The organism is Novosphingobium endophyticum, assembly GCF_014640675.1.
Classification (GTDB): domain Bacteria; phylum Pseudomonadota; class Alphaproteobacteria; order Sphingomonadales; family Sphingomonadaceae; genus Novosphingobium; species Novosphingobium endophyticum.
This window is the reverse complement of the sequence record NZ_BMHK01000035.1, coordinates 1-21,162: the sequence shown is the minus strand read 5'-3', so window position 1 is coordinate 21,162 and position 21,162 is coordinate 1. Positions and strand designations below refer to the sequence as shown.

Sequence of the window (21,162 nt, the reverse complement as noted above, 5' to 3'; positions counted from 1 at the left end):
GGACAGCGTCCGGGCACAAGCGATGCTCGGCAGCGAGCGTCAGTCCCTATCTATCTGCGTCCAAGATATATGCAATCTGTAAAAGCGCCTTCGCAGATAGCTCGCAGGCGAGTATCAAGCCTCCTGACAAGTCCGAGGACGGACCCACCACCGGGAGGGGAAATAATGCTCAAGTTCACGCTTCACCTGACTACGGCCCTCACCGCCATGATGGTGCATGGGGTTGCTTTGGCCCAGACGGATGCTTCCGGGCCGGAACCGGCGGACACGACAAGCGCCGAAACTACCCAGGGCATAGCTGACATAGTCGTGACCGCGCAGCGGCGGTCGGAGAACCTGCAGAGAGCAGCGCTCGCCATCAGCGCGGTGACCGGCGACAGCCTCGCGCAAACCGGCATCGCCAATGTCGAAGGCCTCACGACCGTGGTGCCTTCGCTTCAGGTGGGCGCTTCCGGTCCGTACAACCTTTTCTATCTGCGCGGCGTCGGGACATTCACCGTCAATCCGCTGTCCGATTCCACCGTCTCGTTCAATGTCGATGGCATTGCGATCAGCCGGCCTTCGGCGACATCGGGCGTGTTCTACGACATTGAGCGCGTTGAGGTTCTCAAAGGCCCGCAAGGCACGCTCTATGGTCGCAATGCCACGGGCGGCGCCATTAACGTCATCACGCGCGAGCCTGAGCTAAACGAGCTTGGCGGCGAGTTTTCGGGAGAATACGGCAATTACGACCGTGTGAAACTCAATGGTGCCCTCAACGTGCCGCTGGGCGACAATGCCGCATTACGTGTCGCAGCCACGTCAATCGATCACGACCCCTATCTTTCCGACGGCACCGACGATCAGAAGGATCGGGCAGGCAGGTTGCGGTTCAAACTGGAGGCAACGCCGGATATCACGATCCAGCTGGGAGCCGACTATTTCCACCAGGGCGGAACAGGTACCGGCGCCGTGCTGATACGCGAGAATTTCGTCGAAGACCGGATCGGCAACACCGATCCGCGCGCTCAGGCGATCTACGCGAGCACACTCTATTTCCCCGCCGGGAGCTTCCTCCCGCCGCTCCCGAACGACGTCAACTCAAACAACCACTTCTGGGGCGTGAACGGTTCGCTGGAATGGCGCAGCGACCTTGGCACGCTCACAGTCCTGCCAGCTTTTCGCCGCAACACTATTGATTTCCGTTCCGCGGCTTCGGGTCTGCACATCATCGAAAACTCGGTGTCCGAGCAGACATCGTTCGAAGCGCGTTTTGCCTCGGATGATAGTCGTCCCCTCAGCTGGCTTGTCGGCGGCTACTATCTGAATGAAACGTCGGACGTAGAGGGGTCGTTCAACAACGGCTTCAACATCTCGAATCAGGCCTACCAGGCGCCGCTGGAGTCGCTCGCTGCCTTCGGGCGGCTCACATACGCCGTAACCGATCGCTTCAGGATCTCCGGCGGTGTGCGCTACACGCGCGACAGGAAAGAGATAGAAAACAACGGCCTCAACGCGACCATATTGTGTTTCGAAGCCCTCGGGACGGGCAACCCGTTCGCCTGTCTGGGCACGCCCGGCTTTCCGTTTACCGGCGTTGCTCCGGCTGAAGCGCTCCTGGCGGCGGCGACCGGCGCCCCGATCCCTTATGGCCCTTCTGGCGCCATCATCGAGGCCCAGCCCATCATTCAGGATCAGCAGAGGACCTTCAAGAAGACCACGTGGCGCGCTGGCGTCGAATTCGATGTCGCGCCTCGATCGCTGTTGTATGCGTCGGTTGAAACGGGGTTCAAGGCGGGCGGCTTCTATGTCGGCAACTTCTCGCCATTCTACAGGCCCGAGACGATTACCGCCTATACCGTCGGTTCGAAGAACAGGTTCTTCAATAACAGCCTGCAACTCAATGCCGAGGCCTTCTACTGGAAATACAAGGACCAGCAGGTCTCGTCCATAACCAGGGACCAGTCCGGCGCAGTGGTCTTCGCGACCCAGAATGTCGGCCGGGCGACTGTCAAGGGCGTTGAAATCGAAGCTGTCTATTCGCCAGTGCGATCGACGGTGCTCGGAATCAACGTGCAATATCTCGATGCCGAATATGACAGCTTTGTCTACAGCGTGCCCAATCTGGGCGGGCCTCCGACAACGAGCTGTCCCTTTACCAACGTCGGTCCCAACCAGGTGATTGATTGCAGTGGCCGCCCGGCGCCGCAATCTCCGAAGTGGTCGATCAACCTCAACGCCGAGCAGACCATCCCGCTGGGATCGGCCGGTGAACTCGTCTTCAACGCAGCGACCAAATACCAGTCCGCAGTCTGGCTCAGCTTCGAATATCTCAGCAGCCAGCGTCAGGACTCGTACTGGATGAGCAACGCGCAGGTGACGTTCAATCCGGCCAGCGAGCGTTGGTGGATCTCGGGCTTTATCAACAACATCGAGGACACCACGGTAAAAACGATCGCCTTTCCGCATCCGCAAGCCGGCGCCGCGCTCGTATCTTCGCCGCTGCGTGCGCCGCGCACTTACGGAGTGCGTGCCGGAGTGCGCTTCTAGATCACATCCCTCGCGGCCTGCCAGCCGCGAGAGGACTGTTCCTCGCGGCGCGGCCGCAGGCATCCGAGGATGCCGGGGAAAGCCGCGTGCTGAAAAAACGGGATGCCGGATTTTGGAGCTTCGGATGAATCACGAACAACAAGCGGATCGTCCGGGCGTCCTGGTCGTGGATGGCGGGATCGGTGGAAGGGCCACGGCCATCGCGCCTTTTCAGCAGGGCTTCACAGTCGATGTCGAGCATTCGTCACGCCGGGGTGAATGGAGCCGGACCATGGTGGGCAAACAGGCCGGCGCCATGCCTATCGGCGCGCCAATCAACATAGGGGGCCTCCACTGATGCGCTTGGCAACTCTCAATGATGGAAGTCGGGATGGCCGGCTGGTGATTGTTTCCAGCGACCTGGCCCGCTGCGTGCCGGCGAGCGGCATCGCAGAGTCGCTGCAGCAGGCACTGGACAACTGGGCAGATATTGCCCCCCTCCTGGAGACGCGACAGGCTGATCTGGGCGAAGGTGCGAGCGAGGGCGTCGAGCCATTTGACCAAACTGCCGCGCTCGCGCCGCTGCCACGCGCCTGGCAGTGGCTCGACGCATCGGCTTTCCCGTCCCACGGCAAGCTGTGTGCAAAAGCATTGGGTACGCCGGCGATAGCGGAAGGCATCCCCCTCATGTACCAGGGGCTTTCTGACCGGTTTCTCGGCCCGGGAGCGAAGGTTCCCTTACCTAATGAAGAAGATGGGATCGACTTCGAGGGTGAGTTTGGCGTCATCGTTGATGACGTTCCAATGGGGACAAGCGCCTCTGACGCGCTCCATCACATAAAATTGATCGTGCAGATAAATGACTGGTCACTGCGGGAGTTGGCCGGGCGGGAAATGAAGACCGGCTTTGGTTGGGTGCATGCAAAGCCTGCAAGCGCCATGGCTCCCGTTGCCGTCACGCCGGACGAACTCGGCGATGCCTGGCGGGAAGGGCGGGTCGCGCTGGACCTTAGCATCAAGTGGAACGGCGAGCTCTTCGGGCGAGCGAACGGCGCCGCGATGGGATATGGTTTCCACGACCTCGTCGCGCATGCCGCGCGCACGCGTGATCTGCCGGCCGGCACGATTATCGGGTCAGGAACGGTTGCCAACGAGAACTATCGCGAAGTCGGTTCGTCGTGCATTCTCGAGCGCCGCGGGATTGAGATCATCGACCATGGCGAACCCCGCACCCCGTATATGCGGTTCGGGGATCGCGTCCAAATGGAGGCGCGCGGACCCGACGGTTCGCCCCTCTTCGGATCCATCGACCAGGAAGTTGTTCCAGCCACGGTGCCAGGGCGGCAGCGATGATTGCGGCATCTCGACATCCTGTCACCGGTCACGCCCCGGGACGCGTATGGCCGGAAAGCAAATAAGCCCGGGCATCTGCAATATTAACAGGAATTGCGACTGCGCACGATGCGCCTGTTCCTGATCGCCGAAGAACTGGACATATACTGATGAAAAATCTCAATATTCTCATCATCGGCGGCGGCATTGGAGGCCTCACGTCGGCTATCGCGCTTCGGCGCGACGGGCATGACGTAACCGTCATCGAAAAGGACCCCGATTGGTCGGTCTATGGCGTCGGGATAATCCAGCAATCCAACGTGATCCGCGCGATGGCCGAACTCGACCTGCTCGACGATTACCTGGCCTCCGGCGTCCCGTTCGACAAGGTCGCAATCTACCACCCTGACGGTTCGCTCGTGGCCGAATTCCCCTTGCCGCGCCTCGTCGAAGGATATCCGGCGAGCATGGGCATCGGCCGGCCTGCACTGCACAAGATCCTCGGCGACCGAACGATCGCGAGTGGTGCGCAAGTGCATCTCGGCGTGACCGCAGCCGAAATCGAGGATACGGGCGAGGAGGTCCGCATGAGCTTCTCCGATGGAAGTTCCGGAACCTTCGACATCGTGGTCGGGGCCGACGGCGTCTACTCCCAGACCCGCGAGGCGATCATGCCGAATGCGCCTTCGCCGGAGTTTACCGGGCAGGCTGTCTGGCGCTACAATTTTCCGAGGCCTGCCGATCTGGACGCTATGCATGTCTATAACGGCCCGATCGGCGCCGGTCTTGTGCCGATCAACGCCGAACTCATGTACCTGTATGTGACCTCGCCGGAGCCAAGCAAACCGCGGTATCCGCATGAGGGACTGGCCGCCTCCATGCGCGGCAAGCTACGCGATCATCCGGCGCCCCGGATTCGTGAACTGGCGGAACAGATCACCGACAACGACGGTGTCGTTTATCGTCCGCTCGAAGGTATGATGCTGCGGGATGACTGGCATGTCGGCCGCGTCGTGCTGCTGGGCGATGCGGTGCACGCCACGACGCCGCACCTCGGGCAGGGCGCCGGGCTGGCGATCGAGGACAGCGTCGTGCTGGCCGAGGAGATTGCGCGGTACGACAATCCGGAAGCGGCCTTCAAGGCCTATCGCGACCGCCGCTTCGAACGCTGCCGCTACATCGTCGACAAGTCGCTCGAAATCTGCCGCGGCCAGCTGGGCGAAGGGCCGCTCGTCGACAATGCGAAGGTGACGGCCGAGGTCTACCAGGTCGTGGCACAGCCGATTTGAGGATAGTCCAGTGAGCACACTGAAGCCCTTTCTGGAAAACGTCTGGTACATGGCCGCATGGAGCCATGAGGTCGGCAATGATCTGTTGCGCCGACGTTTGGTAGGCGAGCCGGTGATGCTCCTGCGCAAGGAAGACGGACAAGCGGTGGCCATGGTCGACCGTTGCCCCCATCGCTATGCGCCGCTGTCGAAAGGCGAGCGCGAAGGGGATACCATCATCTGCCCCTATCATGGGCTTACCTACGACACATCCGGCGCCTGCGTGCGCAATCCCTATTCCGACAAGATTCCTGCTAGCGCCAAGGTGCGAACCTTCCCGGTGGTCGAGCGCGACGGAATTGTCTGGTTCTGGCCCGGCGATCCCGAAAAGGCCGATGAAGCGGCGATTCCCGATTTCTCGGTCATCGTGATCGAGGGTCACGCCCCGATGACCGGCCTGATGCCGATGAACGCGAATTACGAATACGCCACCGACAATTTGATGGACCTCAGTCACATCGAGTTCGTCCACAAGGGTACTTTTGCCGGTCGCGGAGTGATTTTCGCGGGCGAGCATGAAGTGAAAGTCGAGGGCAGGAGACTCCACTCCAACTGGTGGATGCCGAAGATCCCCGCCCCCGGGCATACTCTCGCCGTCTATGACCCCGAGATGATCACCGACCATTGGCTGGACATGCGGTGGGATCCCCCCGCCAGTATGTATCTGCAGGTCGGGGCGTGCCCGGCAGGCGGCAATCGCGAGGAGGGGATTATCCTCCACCAGGCCCATATCCTCACCCCCGAGACCGAAGGGACGAGCCACTATTTCTGGGCGACGAGCCGGCTGGGGCCGCCGTCTGCAGAGGGGGACGCAATACTGACCGGACTGATGGAGCAAGCCTTCAGGGACGAAGACAAGCCGATCATCGAAGCGGCCTACGCCAATATGGATGCCGCCGACTTCTGGGACAGGAAGCCCGTATCGCTCGGCATCGACACCGGCGGCACGCGTGCGCGCCGCAAGATCCAGGAACTCAAGAAGGAGGAGACCGCGCAATGAGCCGTGTGACTGAAATCCGCTATGTCGGCTATGGCGTTCAGGACTTCGATGCCGAGCGCAAGTTCTACGCCGAGGACTGGGGACTGGTCGAAGTCGCCGCCGAAGATGACACCGTGTGGTTCAAGACCCACGGGCATGACGAACATCATGTCGTCCGGCTCCACAAGAGAGACACCAATTGCGTTGAGGTGATCTCGCTGGCGGCCGACAGCCGGGCCGATGTCGACGACCTTCATCGGAAAGTCGAAGAAGCGGGATGCAGGATCATCCATGCCCCCCGAGGCCTCGATGCCCCAGGCGGCGGCTACGGTTTCCGCTTCTTCTCTGCGGACGGCCTGCCGTTCGAGATTTCCGCCGATGTGGAAACGCTCGACAAGCGCGAGATGGAGCGCTGGGAAGGCATGCCGGTGAAGGTCAGCCATATCGTGCTGCATTCTCCCGATCACCAGGCGATGGTGAAATTCTTCGTCGACGTGCTGGGATTCAAGGTTTCCGACTGGCTGGGCGACTTCATGTGCTTCCTGCGGTGCAACGAAGCGCATCACCGGATCGCTTTCCTGCCCGGACCGCCCTGTCTCAATCATGTCGCCTACGACATGCTGACGGTGGACGACATGATGCGCGGGGCCGGCCGGCTGCGGAAACGCGGCACGGACATGCGCTGGGGCCCGGGGCGTCACACTGCGGGGAACAACACCTTCTCCTACTTCTGCACGCCGGCGGGCTTCGCCGTCGAATACACGTCCGAACTGGAGAACGTGGATTTCGAGAACCATCAGGCCAAGGTGCATGAGCCCGGACCGTTGGTGATGGATCAGTGGGGCATCGGTGAAGGCGGGCCGCAGACAATGCCGCATGCCGCCCCCGATCCCTGCCTGTTCCAGCCGGCAGAGGGCTGACCGGATGGCTCTTTTCGAATATTTCCCGAACTATATCTGGAACCTCTCCGTCGCCATAGCGATGGAGAGCGGCGGGCAGATCGGTGAGATCATCGATATGTGCCAGCCGATCAAGGATGCCGCGAACAGCGGCGCCGATGCGGGGACGCCGCAGTTCATGAAGCAATGGGCTGCCATGGGCGAAAAGCTGCTGGACCTGGCCAATGAGGACGAAGGCAAGGGACGCAATTTCTCTGCTTCCAACAAACTGGAACGCGCTGCGCTCTATCTTCTTACCGCCGAGCGCATGCAGGGCCATGGCCACCCCGGCCGGAAGGAAACCTATGCAAAGGCGCGCGAGGCGTTCGATCGCTCGACCGCACTGGGCAAGATCAATCGGGAGCGTGTCGAAGTCCCGCTCTCGAAGGGGATGATGCCCGCACTGTTTACGCGTGGTGAAGGCACGGGTGAAAATGGGGGCCGCCGCCCCGCGGTCGTTTTCTGCAACGGCCTCGACAGCTGCAAGGAGCTGCTGTTCTGGTCACGCCTGCCGCAAGAGCTCGCGCGCCGCGGTATCTCTACGTTGTGCGTGGACCAGCCGGGCTCGGGCGAAGCCCTGCGCCTGCAGGGCCTGCCGGTCGATCCGCACAGCGAAAGCTGGGCGAGCAAGGCTGTCGACTGGCTCGAGCAGCAGAGCGAGGTCGACGCTGCCCGCATCGGCATGACCGGCATTTCATTGGGCGGACATTTCGCGCCGCGCGCCGTCGCCTACGAACCGCGTTTCGCCAGCGGCGCCGTGTGGGGGGCAAACCACAACTGGCGCGAGGTGCAGGACAAGCGGATGGAGCGCGAAGGCGAAAATCCCGTCCCGCATTATTGGGGGCATGTGCATTGGGTCTTCGGCGCCAAGGATCAGGAAGACTTCCTCGAGAAGTCATCCGCCATGAATCTCAATGGGCACATGGACCGGATCAAGGTGCCGTTCCTCGTCACCCATGGCGCGAATGACCGGCAGATCAGCCCGAAATATGCGGACGATCTTTACGATCAGCTGGTGAACTCGCCGCGCCGTGAAAAGGTGATCTTCACCGAGCGTGAGGGCGGTGTCGAGCACGTCGGCGCGGACAACATGGCTTATGGCCGTGATCTCCTGTCCGACTGGTTCGCCGAAACGCTTGGCGGGCACACGGCGTGACCCGCGTTCGGTGCGCTCGATGAACAAGGCCCCCATACTCTATTTCGCGCCGCAAACCTGCGCACGCGTCACGCTGACCGCACTCGAGGAAATAGGTGAGCCGTTCGAAGCGCGCCTTGTCGCGTTCCTTGCAGGAGAGCACCGCAAGCCCGAGTTCCTCAAGGTAAATCCCTCGGGCAAGGTGCCGGCCCTGGATACGCAGGACGGTGTGATCGTGCAGAATGGCGCGATCCTGAGCTATCTTGCCGAGAAGCATCCGGAAGCCGGCCTGCTTCCAGTGCGGGGGGACGCCGCCGGGCGCGCGGATGTGCTGACGCAACTGTTTCGATGCTCCAGCGATCTCCATCCGCTTGTCACCCGGTTCGTGATGGCACCCATGATTTCAACCGAGGCCGATCATGCTCCGCAGGTACGGGAAGCCGCGCGGCAGGCCCTGGAGTTCCAGCTCGGCGCTCTTGAGGCCCGGCTTTCGCAGCAGGACTGGATGATGCCCGAGGGCTGGTCGATCATCGATGCCTATCTCGCCTGGATCTGGTTCCGGATTACCGGCGTGGGCTTCGCGGCGGACGGTTTCCCCGCGATCGGTGCGCATTTCGACAGGGCGAGCACTCGGCCAAGTGCAATTGCCGCCCTGAAGCGCGAAGCGATCGCCGAAGAAGAGCTGGCGGAGCGGGGACTTCAATTCAAACCTCCTGCCGTCACCAAAGCTTGATCCAGACACGCGAAGACAAGGAGCAAACAGGTATGGCGAACAAGACAGTCCGGCGGGTCGTGACCGGCCACGACAAGGGCGGAAAGGCCATCATCCAGGAGGATGGCCCCATTGCGCGCGTCCAACAAGTGGGCGGCGCCACCGGTCCCATGTTTCACGAAGTCTGGAACACCCGCGCGACGCCCGCACCGATCGACGCTGCATCGGGTGAACCGCACGAGGACGGCATCATGCTCGCGCCGCCCAGGAATGGCACGCGCATCCGCGTGCTGGACATCCCGCCCGACGATGCAAGCCTGTCCCAACTGACGCCGGAGGAGGCCCGCGCCCATTTCGCGGAGATCGGCGCGGCCGACGCCTCATCCCACGCTGGCGAGGGAACGCGGCACTCGCATATGCATCGCACGGAAACGATCGACTACGGGATCGTGCTGGAGGGCGAGCTTGTGCTGATCATGGATGAGGGCGAAACGACGGTTCGCGCAGGCGACATTATCATCCAGCGCGGGACCAATCACGGCTGGGCCAACCGCTCAAACGACAACTGCCGCATCGTATTCGTCCTGATCGACGGGGAATTCGAAGAGAACCTGAAGCCGTAGACCGGCAGGCGGGCGAAGCGTCGGGGCACGAAGCAGCGATGGAGGCCATCACACTTCGGCGGATGCAGGATGCCCCGCCCCTGCGGCTGCAGAATGCTCCGCCCCGGCCTCGACCGCGAGAAGTCGTTTCATGACCCTTCTGACCCGCATTGCGCCTTTGTCGACCGGCAGCACGAGCGGCCGCATTTCCATCAGCTCCCGGCCTTCCATGATCCGGTCAATCGCCTCGAGCATCGGTCCATCTTCATTTTCGATCACATTCACCTGGGTGAGGCGCATGGCTTCGTCTGCCCTTGGATCTTTCGGCCCGGCGCAGCGCAGCCCCATGAAATAATGGGTTCGCGCCTCATCCGCCGGCGTCGCGATGTGGTAGAACTTGAAACTCTCGTCGGCCGGGAAGTCCTGGCCCGCGGGCGCCATATCGATCCTGAATGTTATGACCTGTCCAGGATGCCAGTGGATGATGGTCCGCATGTCCACGACGTCCGGGCCGGAGGGAACGAATGGCGGCCGGGGGCACCGAAGCTGGAGCCGCTCGACGATGACATCGTCATTGTCCTCGCGCACGTCGATGGTCGTCTTCTCCGCCGGCTCGACAGCGAAGCTCCCGACGTGGAGATAGTCCGCGTGGGAAAGGTCCAGGAGATTATCGACGAGAATGTCATACCGATAATCCGCGTCGAGATAGCTGTGGACGGAGTGATACCGATCGCCATCCTCGAAGGCGCTGAGATCGGGGATTTTGGCCGGATCCGCCAGCGCTGACTCTCCCAGCCATATCCATGCATATCCATGACGTTCGACGATCGGGAAGCTTCGAATATGCATCTTTGCGTCGATGCGATCGGTGTGCGGGTTGTGGACACAGCGGCCATCGCTGCCGAATTCAAGGCCATGATATTTGCACCGGACGGCATCCCCGACCAAGGTGCCGCGATCGAGCGGGGCGAACCGATGCGGACAAATGTTGGACGTGGCCGCAATCGTCCCGTCCTGCTTGCAGTACATCAGGACATGCACGCCTGCGATGCTGCGGGCCCGCAGCGTGCGATCGAGTTCGATAGCCCGTGCGGCTGCGTGCCATGCGTTATGATGAAAGATCATGCCCTCACTCCGATGTCTGTTGGCCGACTCTGCGGCCTCGCCCCGGACGTCCGACATGCTGGGCACAGACTTTCGCCTTGAAAGCCCCGCCCGGCGCCGACGGCACGCAGAGCCCATCCGTGAATTTCCGGTCGTCCAAATTCCTTTGGCAGCGGGCATACGCTCCCCGGTATGATCGGTGAAGCTGTTGTTACGGATCGCAGCCATCGTCGTGACTGATATCTTGGTGTAACTCCTGTCATGTAGCGACGGGCGTCGAGCTGCTCTCGACATGTATCCCCGCCGCCTTTTTTGGGCAGGTTAATGAGACGAAGTTAAACCAATCCCGGATGCGACTGTATCACGATTCTTCCTTGATGCTCGGCGTAGAGGATGGGAGGGATGCCAGGCCGAAAACGCGAAGGCGGCGGTCGTGTCCCACTGGGCATGGGAACCGTCCTGCGGGAAACGACCTGCCCCTGGTCTCCACGAGGCGGGAAAACTGTGCCATTCAACAGTGCTTTAATGCTGTAACAATTGAGAGTCAGGTGTTGAAGGCAGTGACACACGAATTCAGACAAGTAGTTGTTTTTGCTTATTTAAGATGGCGCCGGCTCCGCCCGATCGAATTCCGTACCGGGAACCGCAAACCATGACCGACGCAGGCCGGACGTACGGCGCCTGCGATCTTGTCGTCGTGGGCGGAGGGATAAACGGGACAGCGATTGCGCGCGCCGCTGCGCTCGCCGGACTGGACGTGCTTCTCGTCGAGGGAAATGACCTCGGCAGCGGAACCTCGAGCGCCTCGACGAAGCTCGTCCACGGGGGGCTGCGCTATCTGGAGCACGGCGAATTCGCGCTCGTGCGCGAATCGCTGCGGGAGCGGGCGATTCTGCTGCGCACCGCGCCGCACCTTGTCGAACCGCTCCAGTTCGTGCTGGAGCCCGCGCCGGGCGGCAGACCATGGCCCGTGCTGCGCGCCGGCCTGTGGATCTATGATCTGCTGGCCATCGGCGGAACGCTTCCGAGGTCGCGAAGCCTGACGGTCCGGGACCGCGCGGGCCGCAAACGGCAGGCGCTGGCCTACTGGGATGCGCGGGTCGACGATTCGCGGCTGGTTGTTCTCAACGCCCTCGACGCGGCCGAGCGGGGCGCCCGGATTCTCGTGCGAACCCGTGTCACAGCAGTGGACAGGACAGGAAACGACTGGCGGGTGTCGCTGGTGGACGGTTCGGGCCTTGAGCGCACCATTTCCTCGCGCTTCCTGATCAACGCGGCGGGCCCATGGGCCGGAACGGTCCACGGCCAGGCCACGCATTCTGACTATGCCCACCAGGTGCGACTGGTGCGCGGCAGTCATCTGATTTTGCGGCGAAAACCGGCGGACGACGCCGCGCGCCTGTTGCAGATGCCCGATGGGAGGGTCGTCTTCGTCATTCCCTATCAGCGGGACTTCCTGCTCGTCGGCACCACGGACATTCCCGTCGCCCGGCCCGACGAACGTGAGCCCGATCCCCGCGAAGTCGCCTATCTGCTGGCCGCTGCCAACAGCCACCTGGGCGAGGCAGTGACGGAGGCGGACATCGTCTGGCGCTTCGGCGGCATCCGCGCGCTCTTCGACGACGGTTCGCGCGATGCGAGCAAAATCAGCCGCGACTACCATTTCGAAGTGGACCGCGACCGGGGCCTGCTCTCCGTCATCGGCGGCAAGGTCACGACCGCCCGCAGCCTTGCCGAACACGCCCTGGCGGTCCTGGGCCTGCCTGCGGGAGCGACGCGCGAACGGCCCCTGCCCGGCGGTAATATCGCGTCGTTTGCGAGCTTGCTCGATCAGGTGCGCGCGCGCTGGCCGTTCCTCGGCGCCGAGCGCAGCCTGCGCATGGCACGGGCCTATGGCAGCCGCATCGATGCGGTACTGGGCAAAGCGAAGTGCGCCGCCGACCTTGGCGCCGATTTCGGCTGCGGCCTGAGCGAACGCGAAGTGCGCTACCTCTGCGACACCGAATGGGCCTGCAGCGCCGACGACATTCTCTGGCGCCGCACCAAGCTCGGCCTGTTGTTTACACAGGAGCAGGCCGGGAGGCTGCAGTCCTGGGTGGCAGGGCACATGCCGGCCCGGACCCCCCGGCAGGACGAGACCGCCGCCTGAAGCCGGCCCTTGCGCGGCCAGATTTTTCGACCGCATTCAGTTCGCTTGCCCTGCACAGGCGAATGAGAGTACTCTGCGCCATCAATCGGAGGCATGGGGAACCCTGATGCTGAGATCGTGTCCGGCCGCGCGATGGCTCGCGCCAGCAGGCCGAGGCATCCGGGCACGATCCCCGCTGGGGTATGACAGAGCAATGGTCCCCATCGCTGCCGAGCATGGGAGTGTGGTCGATGGCAATTGCTCGTCCTGCTGGCAGCGGTGCTGCCGGAGAAGATATCCAGATCCGCAAGATCGGCCTGCACGATCTGCGCGTGGCCTTGTCCCAGGGGTGGGGCGACTTTCTCGACAAACGCGGAGACCTTGTCTTCATCGGCCTCATCTATCCGGGGGCGGTAATACTGGCGGGGATATACGCCTATCGCCAAGCCATCCTGCCCTTGCTGTTCCCGCTGGTGGCAGGCGCGGTACTGCTCGGCCCCGCCGTGGCCAGCGGCTTCTATGAACTGGCGCGGCGGCGCGAATTGGGCCTCGACGCGCGCTGGCGGCATTTCCTCGACGTGTTCCACGGCCGGACCGCTCTTTCCGTCATCAGCCTGGCAAGCGTCGTCACGCTGCTGTTCGTGCTGTGGATGGTGGCGGCCTGGTATATCTATGCCATGACACTGGGCGCGGCGCAGCCGGATGCGACCGGCAGCGCCGCCGGCTTCCTCGAAGCGGTATTCACCACCCCGGCGGGCTGGCGCATGATCGTGATCGGCAATCTCGTCGGGCTGGGCTTCGCGATCGTGACGCTGGCGATCAGCGTCGTTTCGTTTCCGATGCTGGTCGATCAGCCGGCCGACTGGGGCACGGCCATGCGCACTTCGGTACGCGTCGCGCGGCGGAACCCCGTGACGATCGCGGTCTGGGGCCTGATCGTCGTCGCCTTGCTGGTGCTGGGGGCGCTTCCCGCGCTGGTCGGGCTGGCGGTGGTGCTGCCGGTGCTGGGCTATGCGACCTGGCATCTCTACACGCGGGCAGTGGTGCGGTAATACCAAGTCCCGGCCTATTCCGCTTCCTCTGCATGGTCGGGGGTTTGCGGCTGCGGAAGGGGCGGGCTGCTGCCGAGAGTGGCCAGATAGCGTATGACCGCCGCGCGATCTTCGGGACGGCGCAAGCCGGCGAAGCCCATCCTGTTGCCGGGCATGTCCCGCGCGGGAGACGCCAGATAGTCGAACAACCTGGCATAGGACCAGGTGCCCGCCGCCGAAGACATCGCCTCGGAATAGGAAAAACCGGAGTGGGAGGCTATGTCGCGACCGACCACGCCCCACAGGTTGGGACCGGTGCGGTTCGGGCCGCCCTGCTCGAACGTGTGGCAGCTCACGCAGACCCGCGCCTTGCCCTCGCCCGCATTCGCGTCCGCGCCCGCCAGCAGCGTCCCCAGGTCGAGCTGCGCCAGCGCCGGCGCCGTGCCCGGGGTGGCGACAAGGGCCGGCGCCTGCCCTTCCATCTTGCGCAAGTAGGCCGCCAGCCTGACACGTTCGCGCGACTCGTTCATGCTGTCCGGCCAGCCGCGCTGGACGGTCGCGAGGTCGACAGGCGGCGGCATGTCTCCCACCGGATCGTAGGCCAGCCGCGCGGGGTACCTTTTGCCCATCAGGCTGTCGAAGAAGAAGTGCAGCCCCCAGAAGAGACCAATCCATCCCGCGATACAGAAGAGCGCGACCCGCCAGCGCGACCTGTTCATGGTCAGCCTCCGCCACCGAAGAAGATCGCGCGGGTCCAGAACGTATAGTTGGACTCCACGATCATGATCCGCACCAGCACCAGCAGCACGAGCGGCGGAACGAGGATCGCGTAGATCAGCGACAGCCGCTCCCAGGCCATGTGCATGAAGATCGATACGATGAGCCCCGCCTTCAGCAGCATGAAGACGATGATCAGCGTCCAGCGGGTAATCCCCTGAACTTGAAAGTAGTCGACCGCGTAAGACATCGCGCTGAGCACGAAGAGCCAGCCCCAGACCTTGAGGTAGAGCCCGATCGGATGATGCTGGCCCTCGTCATGGGCGGCGGGAACGGCCTGCGGCTCGCCAGAGACATCGTGCATGGTTTTCCCGTCCTTTCGTGTCACCACAGGTAGAAGAAGGCGAAAATGAAGACCCAGACGAGGTCGACGAAGTGCCAGTAGAGACCCGCGATCTCGACCGCCGAATAGTCTCCCGCCCGGTCGTAGTGACCGCGCAGCACCAGCGTCGCGACGATCAGCAGCATGATCACGCCGCAAGTCACGTGCAGGCCATGGAACCCGGTAATCATGAAGAAGCTGGCACCGAACTGCGGAGCCCCCATCGGATTGCTCCAGGGCCGCACGCCCTCCTCGATCAGCTTGGTCCATTCGAAGGCCTGCATACCGACGAAAGCCGCGCCGAGCAGCGCGGTGGCGAACATCAGCGCGGCGGTGACCTTGCGGTTGCGGCGGTATCCGTAGTTGACGGCCAGCGCCATCGTGCCGCTCGAACTGATCAGCACGAATGTCATGATCGCGATCAGGATCAGCGGGATCGACTGCCCGCCGATGGTCAGCGCGAAGACTTCCGCGGTATCGGGCCAGGCCATCGTCGCCGAGGCGCGCATGGTCATGTAGGAGATGAGGAAGCTCGAAAAGATGAAGGTATCGCTCAGCAGGAAGATCCACATCATCGCCTTGCCCCAATGGGTATGGCGGAACACTTCCCTGTCGGTGGACCAGTCGGCAACGATCGCGCGCCAGCCTTGCGCGTTCTCTTCTGTTTCGTTTCTCTCCTTCGTCACTTGCGACATGACAGCATCACCCCGCTTTCCTCACGTCATGACCAACAGCCCTGCCAGCAGAACCCATACCAGCAGCAGATAGTGCCAGTAGACCGCGCAAAGCCTGACGTTGCGCGCCGCGCGCCCGGCATCGCCGGGTTGCCCCAGCGCCCGCACACCGGCGGCGATTCCGCCCGCGAGATGCAGTCCGTGCAGCGCGGTCAGCAGGTAGAAGAAGGCGTTGGCCGGATTGGCGGAAAGGAAATATCCCGCCGTCTGGTAATGCCACCACAGCAGAAGCTGGCCTGCCAGGAACAGCAGTCCGAGGCCGCCCCCCGCCAGCGTCGCTGCCTGCATCCGGCCGATTTCGCCGCGCCGGGCCAAACGCCGCGCGGCTTCCCAGGCGAGGCTGCTCAGCACCAGTATGCCGCTGTTTATCCAGAGCAGCGGCGGTTCCGGCATCGCCCGCCAGTCCGCGCCGGCGCCGTGCTCCATGGCGGCCGGCAGGCCCATTCGCGCAAGATAGGCCGCCGCGATCAACGTGAAGATCACCGTTGCCACGCCGAAATAGACATAGACCCCCACCGTCGCCGCGGCGGGCCGGTAGCTGTCCGGTTCGCGATAGGCTTCGGCGCCGGGCGTTTCCCAGCTCTTCTCGCCAAGGCGCCGGAGCAGGCTCATGGCGCGGTGTCCTTCGGATGCGGCTCATCCTGCGGAATGAAGTCACGCGGGGCGTGGGGCACGCTGTAATCGTAGGCCCAGCGATAGACCGTCGGCAGCTTCGCGCCCCAATTGCCGTGCCTGGGCGGCGTATCGGGCGTCTGCCACTCAAGGCTCGCCGCGCCCCAGGGGTTGGGGCCCGCCTTCGGTCCCCGGAAGAGACTCCAGATCATGTTGTAGAAGAACAGGAACTGCGCGGCGAAGACCACAATCGCGGCAATGCTGATGGCCTGGTTCGCCAGATGCGCGGATTCCGGAATGAAGCTGGTCTCGCCCAGCGCGTAGTAGCGGCGCGGAACGCCCAGCACGCCGAGGTAATGCATCGGCAGATAGATCGCGTAGACGCCCAGGAACGTGACCCAGAAGTGGACCTGCGCCAGCGCCTGGTTCCACATCCTCCCGGCGATTTTCGGATACCAGTGATAGATCGCGCCGAAGATGACCAGGATCGGCGAAACCCCCATGACCATGTGGAAATGGCCGACCACGAAGAAGGTGTCGCTGAGCGGCACGTCGACGCTGACATTGCCCAGGAACAGCCCCGAAAGCCCCCCGTGAATGAAGGTAAAGAGGAACGCCAGCGCGAAGAGCATCGGCACGCGCAGGTGGATGTCTCCGCGCCAGAGCGTCAGCAGCCAGTTGTAGACCTTGATCGCGGTGGGAATGGCGATGATCAGTGTCGAGGTCGCGAAGAAAAACCCGAAATAGGGGTTCATCCCGCTGACGTACATGTGGTGCGCCCAGACGATGAAGCTGAGCCCCCCGATGATGACGATCGCCCAGACCATCATCCGGTAGCCGAAGATGTTCTTGCGCGCATGGACGCTGATGAGGTCCGAAACGATCCCGAACGCGGGCAGCGCGACGATATAGACTTCCGGATGGCCGAAGAACCAGAACAGGTGCTGGAACAGGATCGGGCTGCCGCCGAGAGTGTCGGTCGCCTGCCCCATGGACATCATCGACGGCATGAAGAAGCTGGCCCCCGCCACATGATCGAGCAGCATCATGATCGCGGCCACGAACAGCGCCGGGAACGCCAGCAGGCCCATGATCGAGGCGATGAAGATGCCCCAGACGGTGAGCGGCATGCGCATCAGCGTCATGCCCCGTGTCCGCGCCTGAAGAACGGTCGTCACATAGTTGAGCCCGCCCATGGTGAAGGCCACGATGAATATCGCAAGGCTCACCAGCATGGTGACGATACCCCACTGGCTGCCCGGCGTTCCTTCGCTGATGGCCTGGGGCGGGTAGAGCGTCCAGCCGGCCCCCGTCGGCCCGCCGGGCACGAAGAAGCCGGCCACCAGCACCAGCACGGAGAGCAGATAGACCCAATAGCTCAGCATGTTGACGAAGGGGAACACCATGTCCCGCGCGCCGATCATCAGCGGGATCATGTAGTTGCCGAAGCCGCCGAGCAGCAGCGCGGTCAGCAGGTAGACGACCATGATCATCCCGTGCATCGACACGTATTGCAGGTAGTTCTCGGGCTGGATCCAGGGGAAGACTCCCGGAAATCCGAGTTGCAGCCGCATCAGGACCGACAGGACGAGCGCGACCAGCCCGATGGCGATGGCGGTCACGCTGTACTGTATCGCGATGACCTTGTGATCCTGGCTCCAGACGTACTTGCCGACCCACGTTCGGGGATGATGCATCGGTGTCAGGTCGTCGGCGATAGTCGTTGCCATCAGCGCATCCCCCATGTCGCTGGCCGGGTGCAGGTGTTCGCCTGCGCGAAGAGCTTGGTAACCGCCTCGGGGCTGGCCCCGGCGAGCAGGTCGCTGAAGGTCATCTGCCCCGCCAGCCAGCCCTCGAACTGCTCGCGCGGCTCGACGACCACCGATCCGCGCATCTGGTGATGGCCCGTGCCGCACAGCTCGGCGCAGAGGATGTCGTATGTCCCGTCCTGAGTCGGGGTCATCCAGAAATAGGTGACGATGCCGGGCACGAGGTCCATCTTCGCCCGGAATTCCGGCACGTAGAAATCATGGAGCACGTCCTTGGAGCGCAGGATCATCTTCACCGGCTGACCCTTAGGCAAGTGCAGCTCGTTGCTCTCGACCAGAATGTCGTCCCGGCCGAAGGGATCGAGCGGATTGACCCCGAAAGGGTTGTCGGGCGTCATGTACTCGACCCCCGCCGTGCCGAGCACGCGATCCGGCCCCGGGAAACGGAAGGTCCACTGCCACTGCTGCCCGATCGCCTCGACGACGGCGGCATCCTTGGGCACGTCCACGTACTTGCCCCAGGCCACCAGTCCCGGCGCGAGCATCCCCGCAATGCCCAGCGCGGTCCAGAACGTCAGGTTCTTTTCCAGCGAGGGATTTTCGGGATCGTAGCGCGCCCGGTGGCCCGGACGATGGCGAAAGCGGATCAGCGCCAGGGCAAGGAACAGATTCAGCGCGATGAAGGCCACCGCGCAGATGAGCAGCGTGATGTTAAGCGCCGAATCGATCGCCTCCCAATTGGAGGCGAGCGGCGTCTGCCACCATGGACTGAGCAGGTGGAACGCCACCGAACCGAGCACAAGCGCAACGATGACAATCGCGACGCGCACAGGCCTCTCCCCCTATTCGCGGGCGGGCCTTCGCCGGTTGGTCCGGCAAGCAACGACTCGCCGCATTCGGAATTATGCCAGTTGCACAAGGTATATAGACAAGATCGGCGTGAAGAAAGCGCGGAACCCGCAGACTATACTGATGGTATCGCCGCGGGCACGGATGGGGAACGATTCGTCGCCACGCGAAGCGCGATGCGCGCGCCCGTGACGCCGCGCGCATCGGACCTGCACCGCTTTTCCCGGTCCCGCGACTGCCGCGCGGCCTGAAGCGCGCGGCAACCGGTCTGCCGCAAGTGTGTTTAGGGGCTAGCGCCAGGATGATCGCAGCGCTATCATGCTATTGAATTAGCACGTTAGTTAAAGGAGTAATGACTTATGCGTTTGACCCACCTGCTGGCCGCAGCAGCCGCTTCCTCGCTGATTGCCGCCCCGGCGATGGCAAATGACGCTTCGTCGCTGTCGGTAGCCAAGGCCGCGACCTCGGCCAAGAAGTCGAACAAGCTCGCTGGCGACACGATCCTGATCGGTCTCGTTGGCGGCGCGATGGCCGTCGGCACCATCCTTGCCATCACCGATGACGACGCCGACAGCAACTGAGCTTTCACAGCAAGGTTTCAAGGAAATGGCGGCCAGTGGCCGCCATTTTTTTGTGCCGGGAAACGGCAACACTGGCGGACGCAAATGGCTATGAGCGCCCCTAGATGGGGTAACGGGCTGCCTCACCAGCCAGATTGATGGGCTGGTGAGGCAGCCCGTTACCCCATCTAGTGAACTGGTTTCCCTCTAAGCAGTCGGATTCGACCGAATTCTGGTTCTGTTGGGTTGGATTTGACGCAAATCGAAGCGGCTCCTGTCGCTTCGGGATATGCAAAAGCCTCCTGCAAAAACTTTGTACATCGCCTCTAACATGCAAAGAGAATCGAAAAATCTTTACACGTCAAGCAATCGTGATAAGCCTTGCCGCATATTCTTTGCATGAGAAGATGTGTGGCCCTCAAACCGACCTACGCCATTCCAGACCTGCCGCCACCCGGCCTCACTGAAACGCCTGGCGTGCTCAAGGCGCTTACGCGCGCCCATCGCTTCCTTGCCGAGCTCAAAGGTCGCGCTGCAACAATTCCCAATCAAGGCATTCTGATCGACACGTTGTCGCTTCAGGAGGCGAAGGCGAGTTCCGAAATTGAGAACATCGTCACGACACAAGAAGAGCTCTTCCAGCTTAATGCATTCCCCGAAAGTGCGGGATCACCTGCGGCAAAAGAAGTGGCCCGATATCGGGACGCACTGCGGTACGGATATGATGAGCAACGGCGTCTCGACGGATTGCTGACAAACAACATGCTCATCGCCATGTTCCGCATTCTCAAGAAGACCGATGGAACCTTCCGCGAGACACCGGGCACCGCTCTCAAGAACGAAGGAACGGGCGCGCTCGTTTACATTCCGCCACAGGATGCGAAGGAAGTTCGCGATGAAATGGGGGCGCTGGAAAAGTTCATCAATGAGGACGGTGATGGGGTCGATCTCGACCCTTTGACCAGGATGGCAATCATCCATCACCAGTTTGAAAGCATCCACCCTTTCCCGGACGGGAATGGGCGCATCGGGCGGATCATCAACGTGCTCTATCTCACACGTTGCGGGTTGCTCGATATCCCAATCCTCTACCTCAGCCGATACATCACCCAGAACAAGGGAGAGTACTATCGCCTGCTCCAGGCCGTGCGTGAAACCGGTGAATGGGAAGAGTGGCTTCTCTACATGCTCAAGGGTGTGGAGGAGACTGCCATCGAGACCTTGCGGCTGGTTGAAGCAATCCGTGGCCTGATGGCCGCGACAAAACAAAGGATGCGCACCGAGCACCCAAAAATCTACTCGCAGGACTTGCTCAACAACCTCTTCCGCCACCCGTACACGCGCATCGAATTCGTCCAGGAGGAGATTGGGGTCTCTCGTCCCACAGCGACCAAATATCTCGATGAACTCGCCGAAAACGGAATGCTGTTCAAACACCGCGAAGGTCGCAACAATTACTACATCAATCAGCCGCTGGTTGCCCTGTTCGTAGATCGTGAGCCTGAGGCAGAGTGAACCTGTTGAACATTATGGTTTTACCCCGCAATTTCCCGATTTCCGGAATTGCGGGATAAATCGCTGCAATCCGTATCCCGCGAGGAAGCAAGCAAGTGCCATTCTATCTGCCGACGGAAGCAGCGTAGCCATCCGCCGAACCCCGCCTAGCCTATCAGATTAATGACCGGTCTTATGAGCGCTCTTATGAGTGTGCTTAGGAGCGATTGGGTGAGCCAGATAGCGGT

20 protein-coding genes are annotated in these 21,162 nt (G+C 62.4%); 12 read left to right on the top strand and 8 right to left on the bottom strand.

What is annotated here, in order from left to right:
• Positions 1 to 165 precede the first annotated feature (165 nt).
• Positions 166 to 2,529 carry a TonB-dependent receptor gene (locus IEX32_RS17460; protein WP_188772830.1) on the top strand — a complete coding sequence of 788 codons (2,364 nt, stop codon included), beginning with the start codon at positions 166 to 168 and terminating at the stop codon, positions 2,527 to 2,529.
• 1 nt (position 2,530) lies between these two features.
• On the opposite strand, the gene IEX32_RS17455 is transcribed toward IEX32_RS17460, so the two are convergent.
• The gene (locus IEX32_RS17455) at positions 2,531 to 2,770 is read right to left on the bottom strand and encodes a hypothetical protein (RefSeq protein ID WP_188772829.1); all 240 of its coding nucleotides are present in this window, start codon (positions 2,768 to 2,770) and stop codon (positions 2,531 to 2,533) included.
• Between the two features lie 95 nt (positions 2,771 to 2,865).
• Here IEX32_RS17455 and IEX32_RS17450 point away from each other — a divergent pair, with 95 nt between their 5' ends.
• From IEX32_RS17450 to IEX32_RS17420, 7 genes are all read left to right on the top strand, one after another.
• A complete protein-coding gene (locus IEX32_RS17450; RefSeq protein ID WP_188772828.1) occupies positions 2,866 to 3,861 on the top strand; it encodes a fumarylacetoacetate hydrolase family protein in 996 nt (331 codons plus the stop codon).
• A 149-nt stretch (positions 3,862 to 4,010) separates the two neighbouring features.
• Positions 4,011 to 5,129, top strand: a complete 1,119-nt coding sequence (locus IEX32_RS17445; RefSeq protein WP_188772827.1) for an FAD-dependent oxidoreductase — start codon at positions 4,011 to 4,013, stop codon at positions 5,127 to 5,129.
• A 10-nt stretch (positions 5,130 to 5,139) separates the two neighbouring features.
• Positions 5,140 to 6,168: a Rieske 2Fe-2S domain-containing protein gene (locus IEX32_RS17440; RefSeq protein WP_188772826.1), complete on the top strand. Its 1,029-nt coding sequence runs from the start codon at positions 5,140 to 5,142 to the stop codon at positions 6,166 to 6,168.
• Entirely contained in the window at positions 6,165 to 7,067 is a 903-nt protein-coding gene (locus IEX32_RS17435; RefSeq protein ID WP_188772825.1) for a VOC family protein, read from the top strand. Before IEX32_RS17440 ends, IEX32_RS17435 begins: the two co-directional genes overlap by 4 nt.
• 4 nt (positions 7,068 to 7,071) lie before the next feature.
• Positions 7,072 to 8,241: an alpha/beta hydrolase family protein gene (locus IEX32_RS17430; RefSeq protein ID WP_188772824.1), complete on the top strand. Its 1,170-nt coding sequence runs from the start codon at positions 7,072 to 7,074 to the stop codon at positions 8,239 to 8,241.
• A 19-nt stretch (positions 8,242 to 8,260) separates the two neighbouring features.
• A complete protein-coding gene (locus IEX32_RS17425; protein ID WP_188772823.1) occupies positions 8,261 to 8,953 on the top strand; it encodes a glutathione S-transferase family protein in 693 nt (230 codons plus the stop codon).
• 32 nt (positions 8,954 to 8,985) lie between these two features.
• Entirely contained in the window at positions 8,986 to 9,555 is a 570-nt protein-coding gene (locus tag IEX32_RS17420; RefSeq protein ID WP_188772822.1) for a cupin domain-containing protein, read from the top strand.
• A gap of 48 nt (positions 9,556 to 9,603) precedes the next feature.
• Here the strand turns inward: IEX32_RS17420 and IEX32_RS17415 are convergent, their stop codons facing one another.
• A complete protein-coding gene (locus IEX32_RS17415; RefSeq protein WP_188772821.1) occupies positions 9,604 to 10,659 on the bottom strand; it encodes a Rieske 2Fe-2S domain-containing protein in 1,056 nt (351 codons plus the stop codon).
• A gap of 631 nt (positions 10,660 to 11,290) precedes the next feature.
• Between IEX32_RS17415 and glpD the strand changes: the two genes are divergently transcribed.
• Both glpD and IEX32_RS17405 read left to right on the top strand, forming a co-directional pair.
• Positions 11,291 to 12,787 carry a glycerol-3-phosphate dehydrogenase gene (gene glpD, locus IEX32_RS17410; RefSeq protein ID WP_188772820.1) on the top strand — a complete coding sequence of 499 codons (1,497 nt, stop codon included), beginning with the start codon at positions 11,291 to 11,293 and terminating at the stop codon, positions 12,785 to 12,787.
• Between the two features lie 230 nt (positions 12,788 to 13,017).
• A complete protein-coding gene (locus IEX32_RS17405; RefSeq protein ID WP_188772819.1) occupies positions 13,018 to 13,818 on the top strand; it encodes a DUF2189 domain-containing protein in 801 nt (266 codons plus the stop codon).
• 14 nt (positions 13,819 to 13,832) lie between these two features.
• On the opposite strand, the gene IEX32_RS17400 is transcribed toward IEX32_RS17405, so the two are convergent.
• The 6 genes from IEX32_RS17400 to IEX32_RS17375 are packed head-to-tail and all read right to left on the bottom strand — an operon-like array spanning position 13,833 to position 18,841.
• Positions 13,833 to 14,516: a c-type cytochrome gene (locus IEX32_RS17400; protein WP_188772818.1), complete on the bottom strand. Its 684-nt coding sequence runs from the start codon at positions 14,514 to 14,516 to the stop codon at positions 13,833 to 13,835.
• A gap of 2 nt (positions 14,517 to 14,518) precedes the next feature.
• Positions 14,519 to 14,878 (bottom strand): cytochrome C oxidase subunit IV family protein, encoded by a 360-nt coding sequence (locus IEX32_RS17395; protein WP_188772817.1) that lies wholly within the window; start codon positions 14,876 to 14,878, stop codon positions 14,519 to 14,521.
• A 20-nt stretch (positions 14,879 to 14,898) separates the two neighbouring features.
• Complete coding sequence (locus IEX32_RS17390; RefSeq protein WP_188772816.1) at positions 14,899 to 15,591, bottom strand: heme-copper oxidase subunit III family protein; 693 nt, start codon at positions 15,589 to 15,591, stop codon at positions 14,899 to 14,901.
• Positions 15,592 to 15,612: 21 nt separating this feature from the next.
• Complete coding sequence (locus IEX32_RS17385; RefSeq protein ID WP_188772815.1) at positions 15,613 to 16,242, bottom strand: cytochrome c oxidase subunit 3; 630 nt, start codon at positions 16,240 to 16,242, stop codon at positions 15,613 to 15,615.
• Positions 16,239 to 17,972, bottom strand: coding sequence for a cytochrome c oxidase subunit I (locus IEX32_RS17380; RefSeq protein ID WP_188772814.1), 1,734 nt, complete (start codon positions 17,970 to 17,972; stop codon positions 16,239 to 16,241). The genes IEX32_RS17385 and IEX32_RS17380 overlap by 4 nt, the downstream gene beginning before the upstream one ends.
• Positions 17,972 to 18,841, bottom strand: a complete 870-nt coding sequence (locus IEX32_RS17375) for a cytochrome c oxidase subunit II (protein ID WP_188772813.1) — start codon at positions 18,839 to 18,841, stop codon at positions 17,972 to 17,974. The genes IEX32_RS17380 and IEX32_RS17375 overlap by 1 nt, the downstream gene beginning before the upstream one ends.
• Before the next feature lie 378 nt (positions 18,842 to 19,219).
• Here IEX32_RS17375 and IEX32_RS17370 point away from each other — a divergent pair, with 378 nt between their 5' ends.
• Positions 19,220 to 19,441, top strand: coding sequence for a hypothetical protein (locus IEX32_RS17370; RefSeq protein WP_188772812.1), 222 nt, complete (start codon positions 19,220 to 19,222; stop codon positions 19,439 to 19,441).
• A 390-nt stretch (positions 19,442 to 19,831) separates the two neighbouring features.
• Positions 19,832 to 20,935 (top strand): Fic family protein, encoded by a 1,104-nt coding sequence (locus IEX32_RS17365; RefSeq protein ID WP_229736460.1) that lies wholly within the window; start codon positions 19,832 to 19,834, stop codon positions 20,933 to 20,935.
• Positions 20,936 to 21,162: the final 227 nt, after the last annotated feature.

Excerpts from the sequence above, each read along its gene's own strand:
- IEX32_RS17460 (WP_188772830.1), top strand. The coding sequence starts at position 166 with ATGCTCAAGTTCACGCTTCACCTGACTACGGCCCTCACCGCCATGATG.
- IEX32_RS17455 (WP_188772829.1), bottom strand. The coding sequence starts at position 2,770 with ATGCTCGACATCGACTGTGAAGCCCTGCTGAAAAGGCGCGATGGCCGT.
- IEX32_RS17450 (WP_188772828.1), top strand. The coding sequence starts at position 2,866 with ATGCGCTTGGCAACTCTCAATGATGGAAGTCGGGATGGCCGGCTGGTG.
- IEX32_RS17445 (WP_188772827.1), top strand. The coding sequence starts at position 4,011 with ATGAAAAATCTCAATATTCTCATCATCGGCGGCGGCATTGGAGGCCTC.
- IEX32_RS17435 (WP_188772825.1), top strand. The coding sequence starts at position 6,165 with ATGAGCCGTGTGACTGAAATCCGCTATGTCGGCTATGGCGTTCAGGAC.
- IEX32_RS17430 (WP_188772824.1), top strand. The coding sequence starts at position 7,072 with ATGGCTCTTTTCGAATATTTCCCGAACTATATCTGGAACCTCTCCGTC.
- IEX32_RS17425 (WP_188772823.1), top strand. The coding sequence starts at position 8,261 with ATGAACAAGGCCCCCATACTCTATTTCGCGCCGCAAACCTGCGCACGC.
- IEX32_RS17420 (WP_188772822.1), top strand. The coding sequence starts at position 8,986 with ATGGCGAACAAGACAGTCCGGCGGGTCGTGACCGGCCACGACAAGGGC.
- IEX32_RS17415 (WP_188772821.1), bottom strand. The coding sequence starts at position 10,659 with ATGATCTTTCATCATAACGCATGGCACGCAGCCGCACGGGCTATCGAA.
- glpD (WP_188772820.1), top strand. The coding sequence starts at position 11,291 with ATGACCGACGCAGGCCGGACGTACGGCGCCTGCGATCTTGTCGTCGTG.
- IEX32_RS17405 (WP_188772819.1), top strand. The coding sequence starts at position 13,018 with ATGGCAATTGCTCGTCCTGCTGGCAGCGGTGCTGCCGGAGAAGATATC.
- IEX32_RS17400 (WP_188772818.1), bottom strand. The coding sequence starts at position 14,516 with ATGAACAGGTCGCGCTGGCGGGTCGCGCTCTTCTGTATCGCGGGATGG.
- IEX32_RS17395 (WP_188772817.1), bottom strand. The coding sequence starts at position 14,878 with ATGCACGATGTCTCTGGCGAGCCGCAGGCCGTTCCCGCCGCCCATGAC.
- IEX32_RS17390 (WP_188772816.1), bottom strand. The coding sequence starts at position 15,591 with ATGTCGCAAGTGACGAAGGAGAGAAACGAAACAGAAGAGAACGCGCAA.
- IEX32_RS17385 (WP_188772815.1), bottom strand. The coding sequence starts at position 16,242 with ATGAGCCTGCTCCGGCGCCTTGGCGAGAAGAGCTGGGAAACGCCCGGC.
- IEX32_RS17380 (WP_188772814.1), bottom strand. The coding sequence starts at position 17,972 with ATGGCAACGACTATCGCCGACGACCTGACACCGATGCATCATCCCCGA.
- IEX32_RS17370 (WP_188772812.1), top strand. The coding sequence starts at position 19,220 with ATGCGTTTGACCCACCTGCTGGCCGCAGCAGCCGCTTCCTCGCTGATT.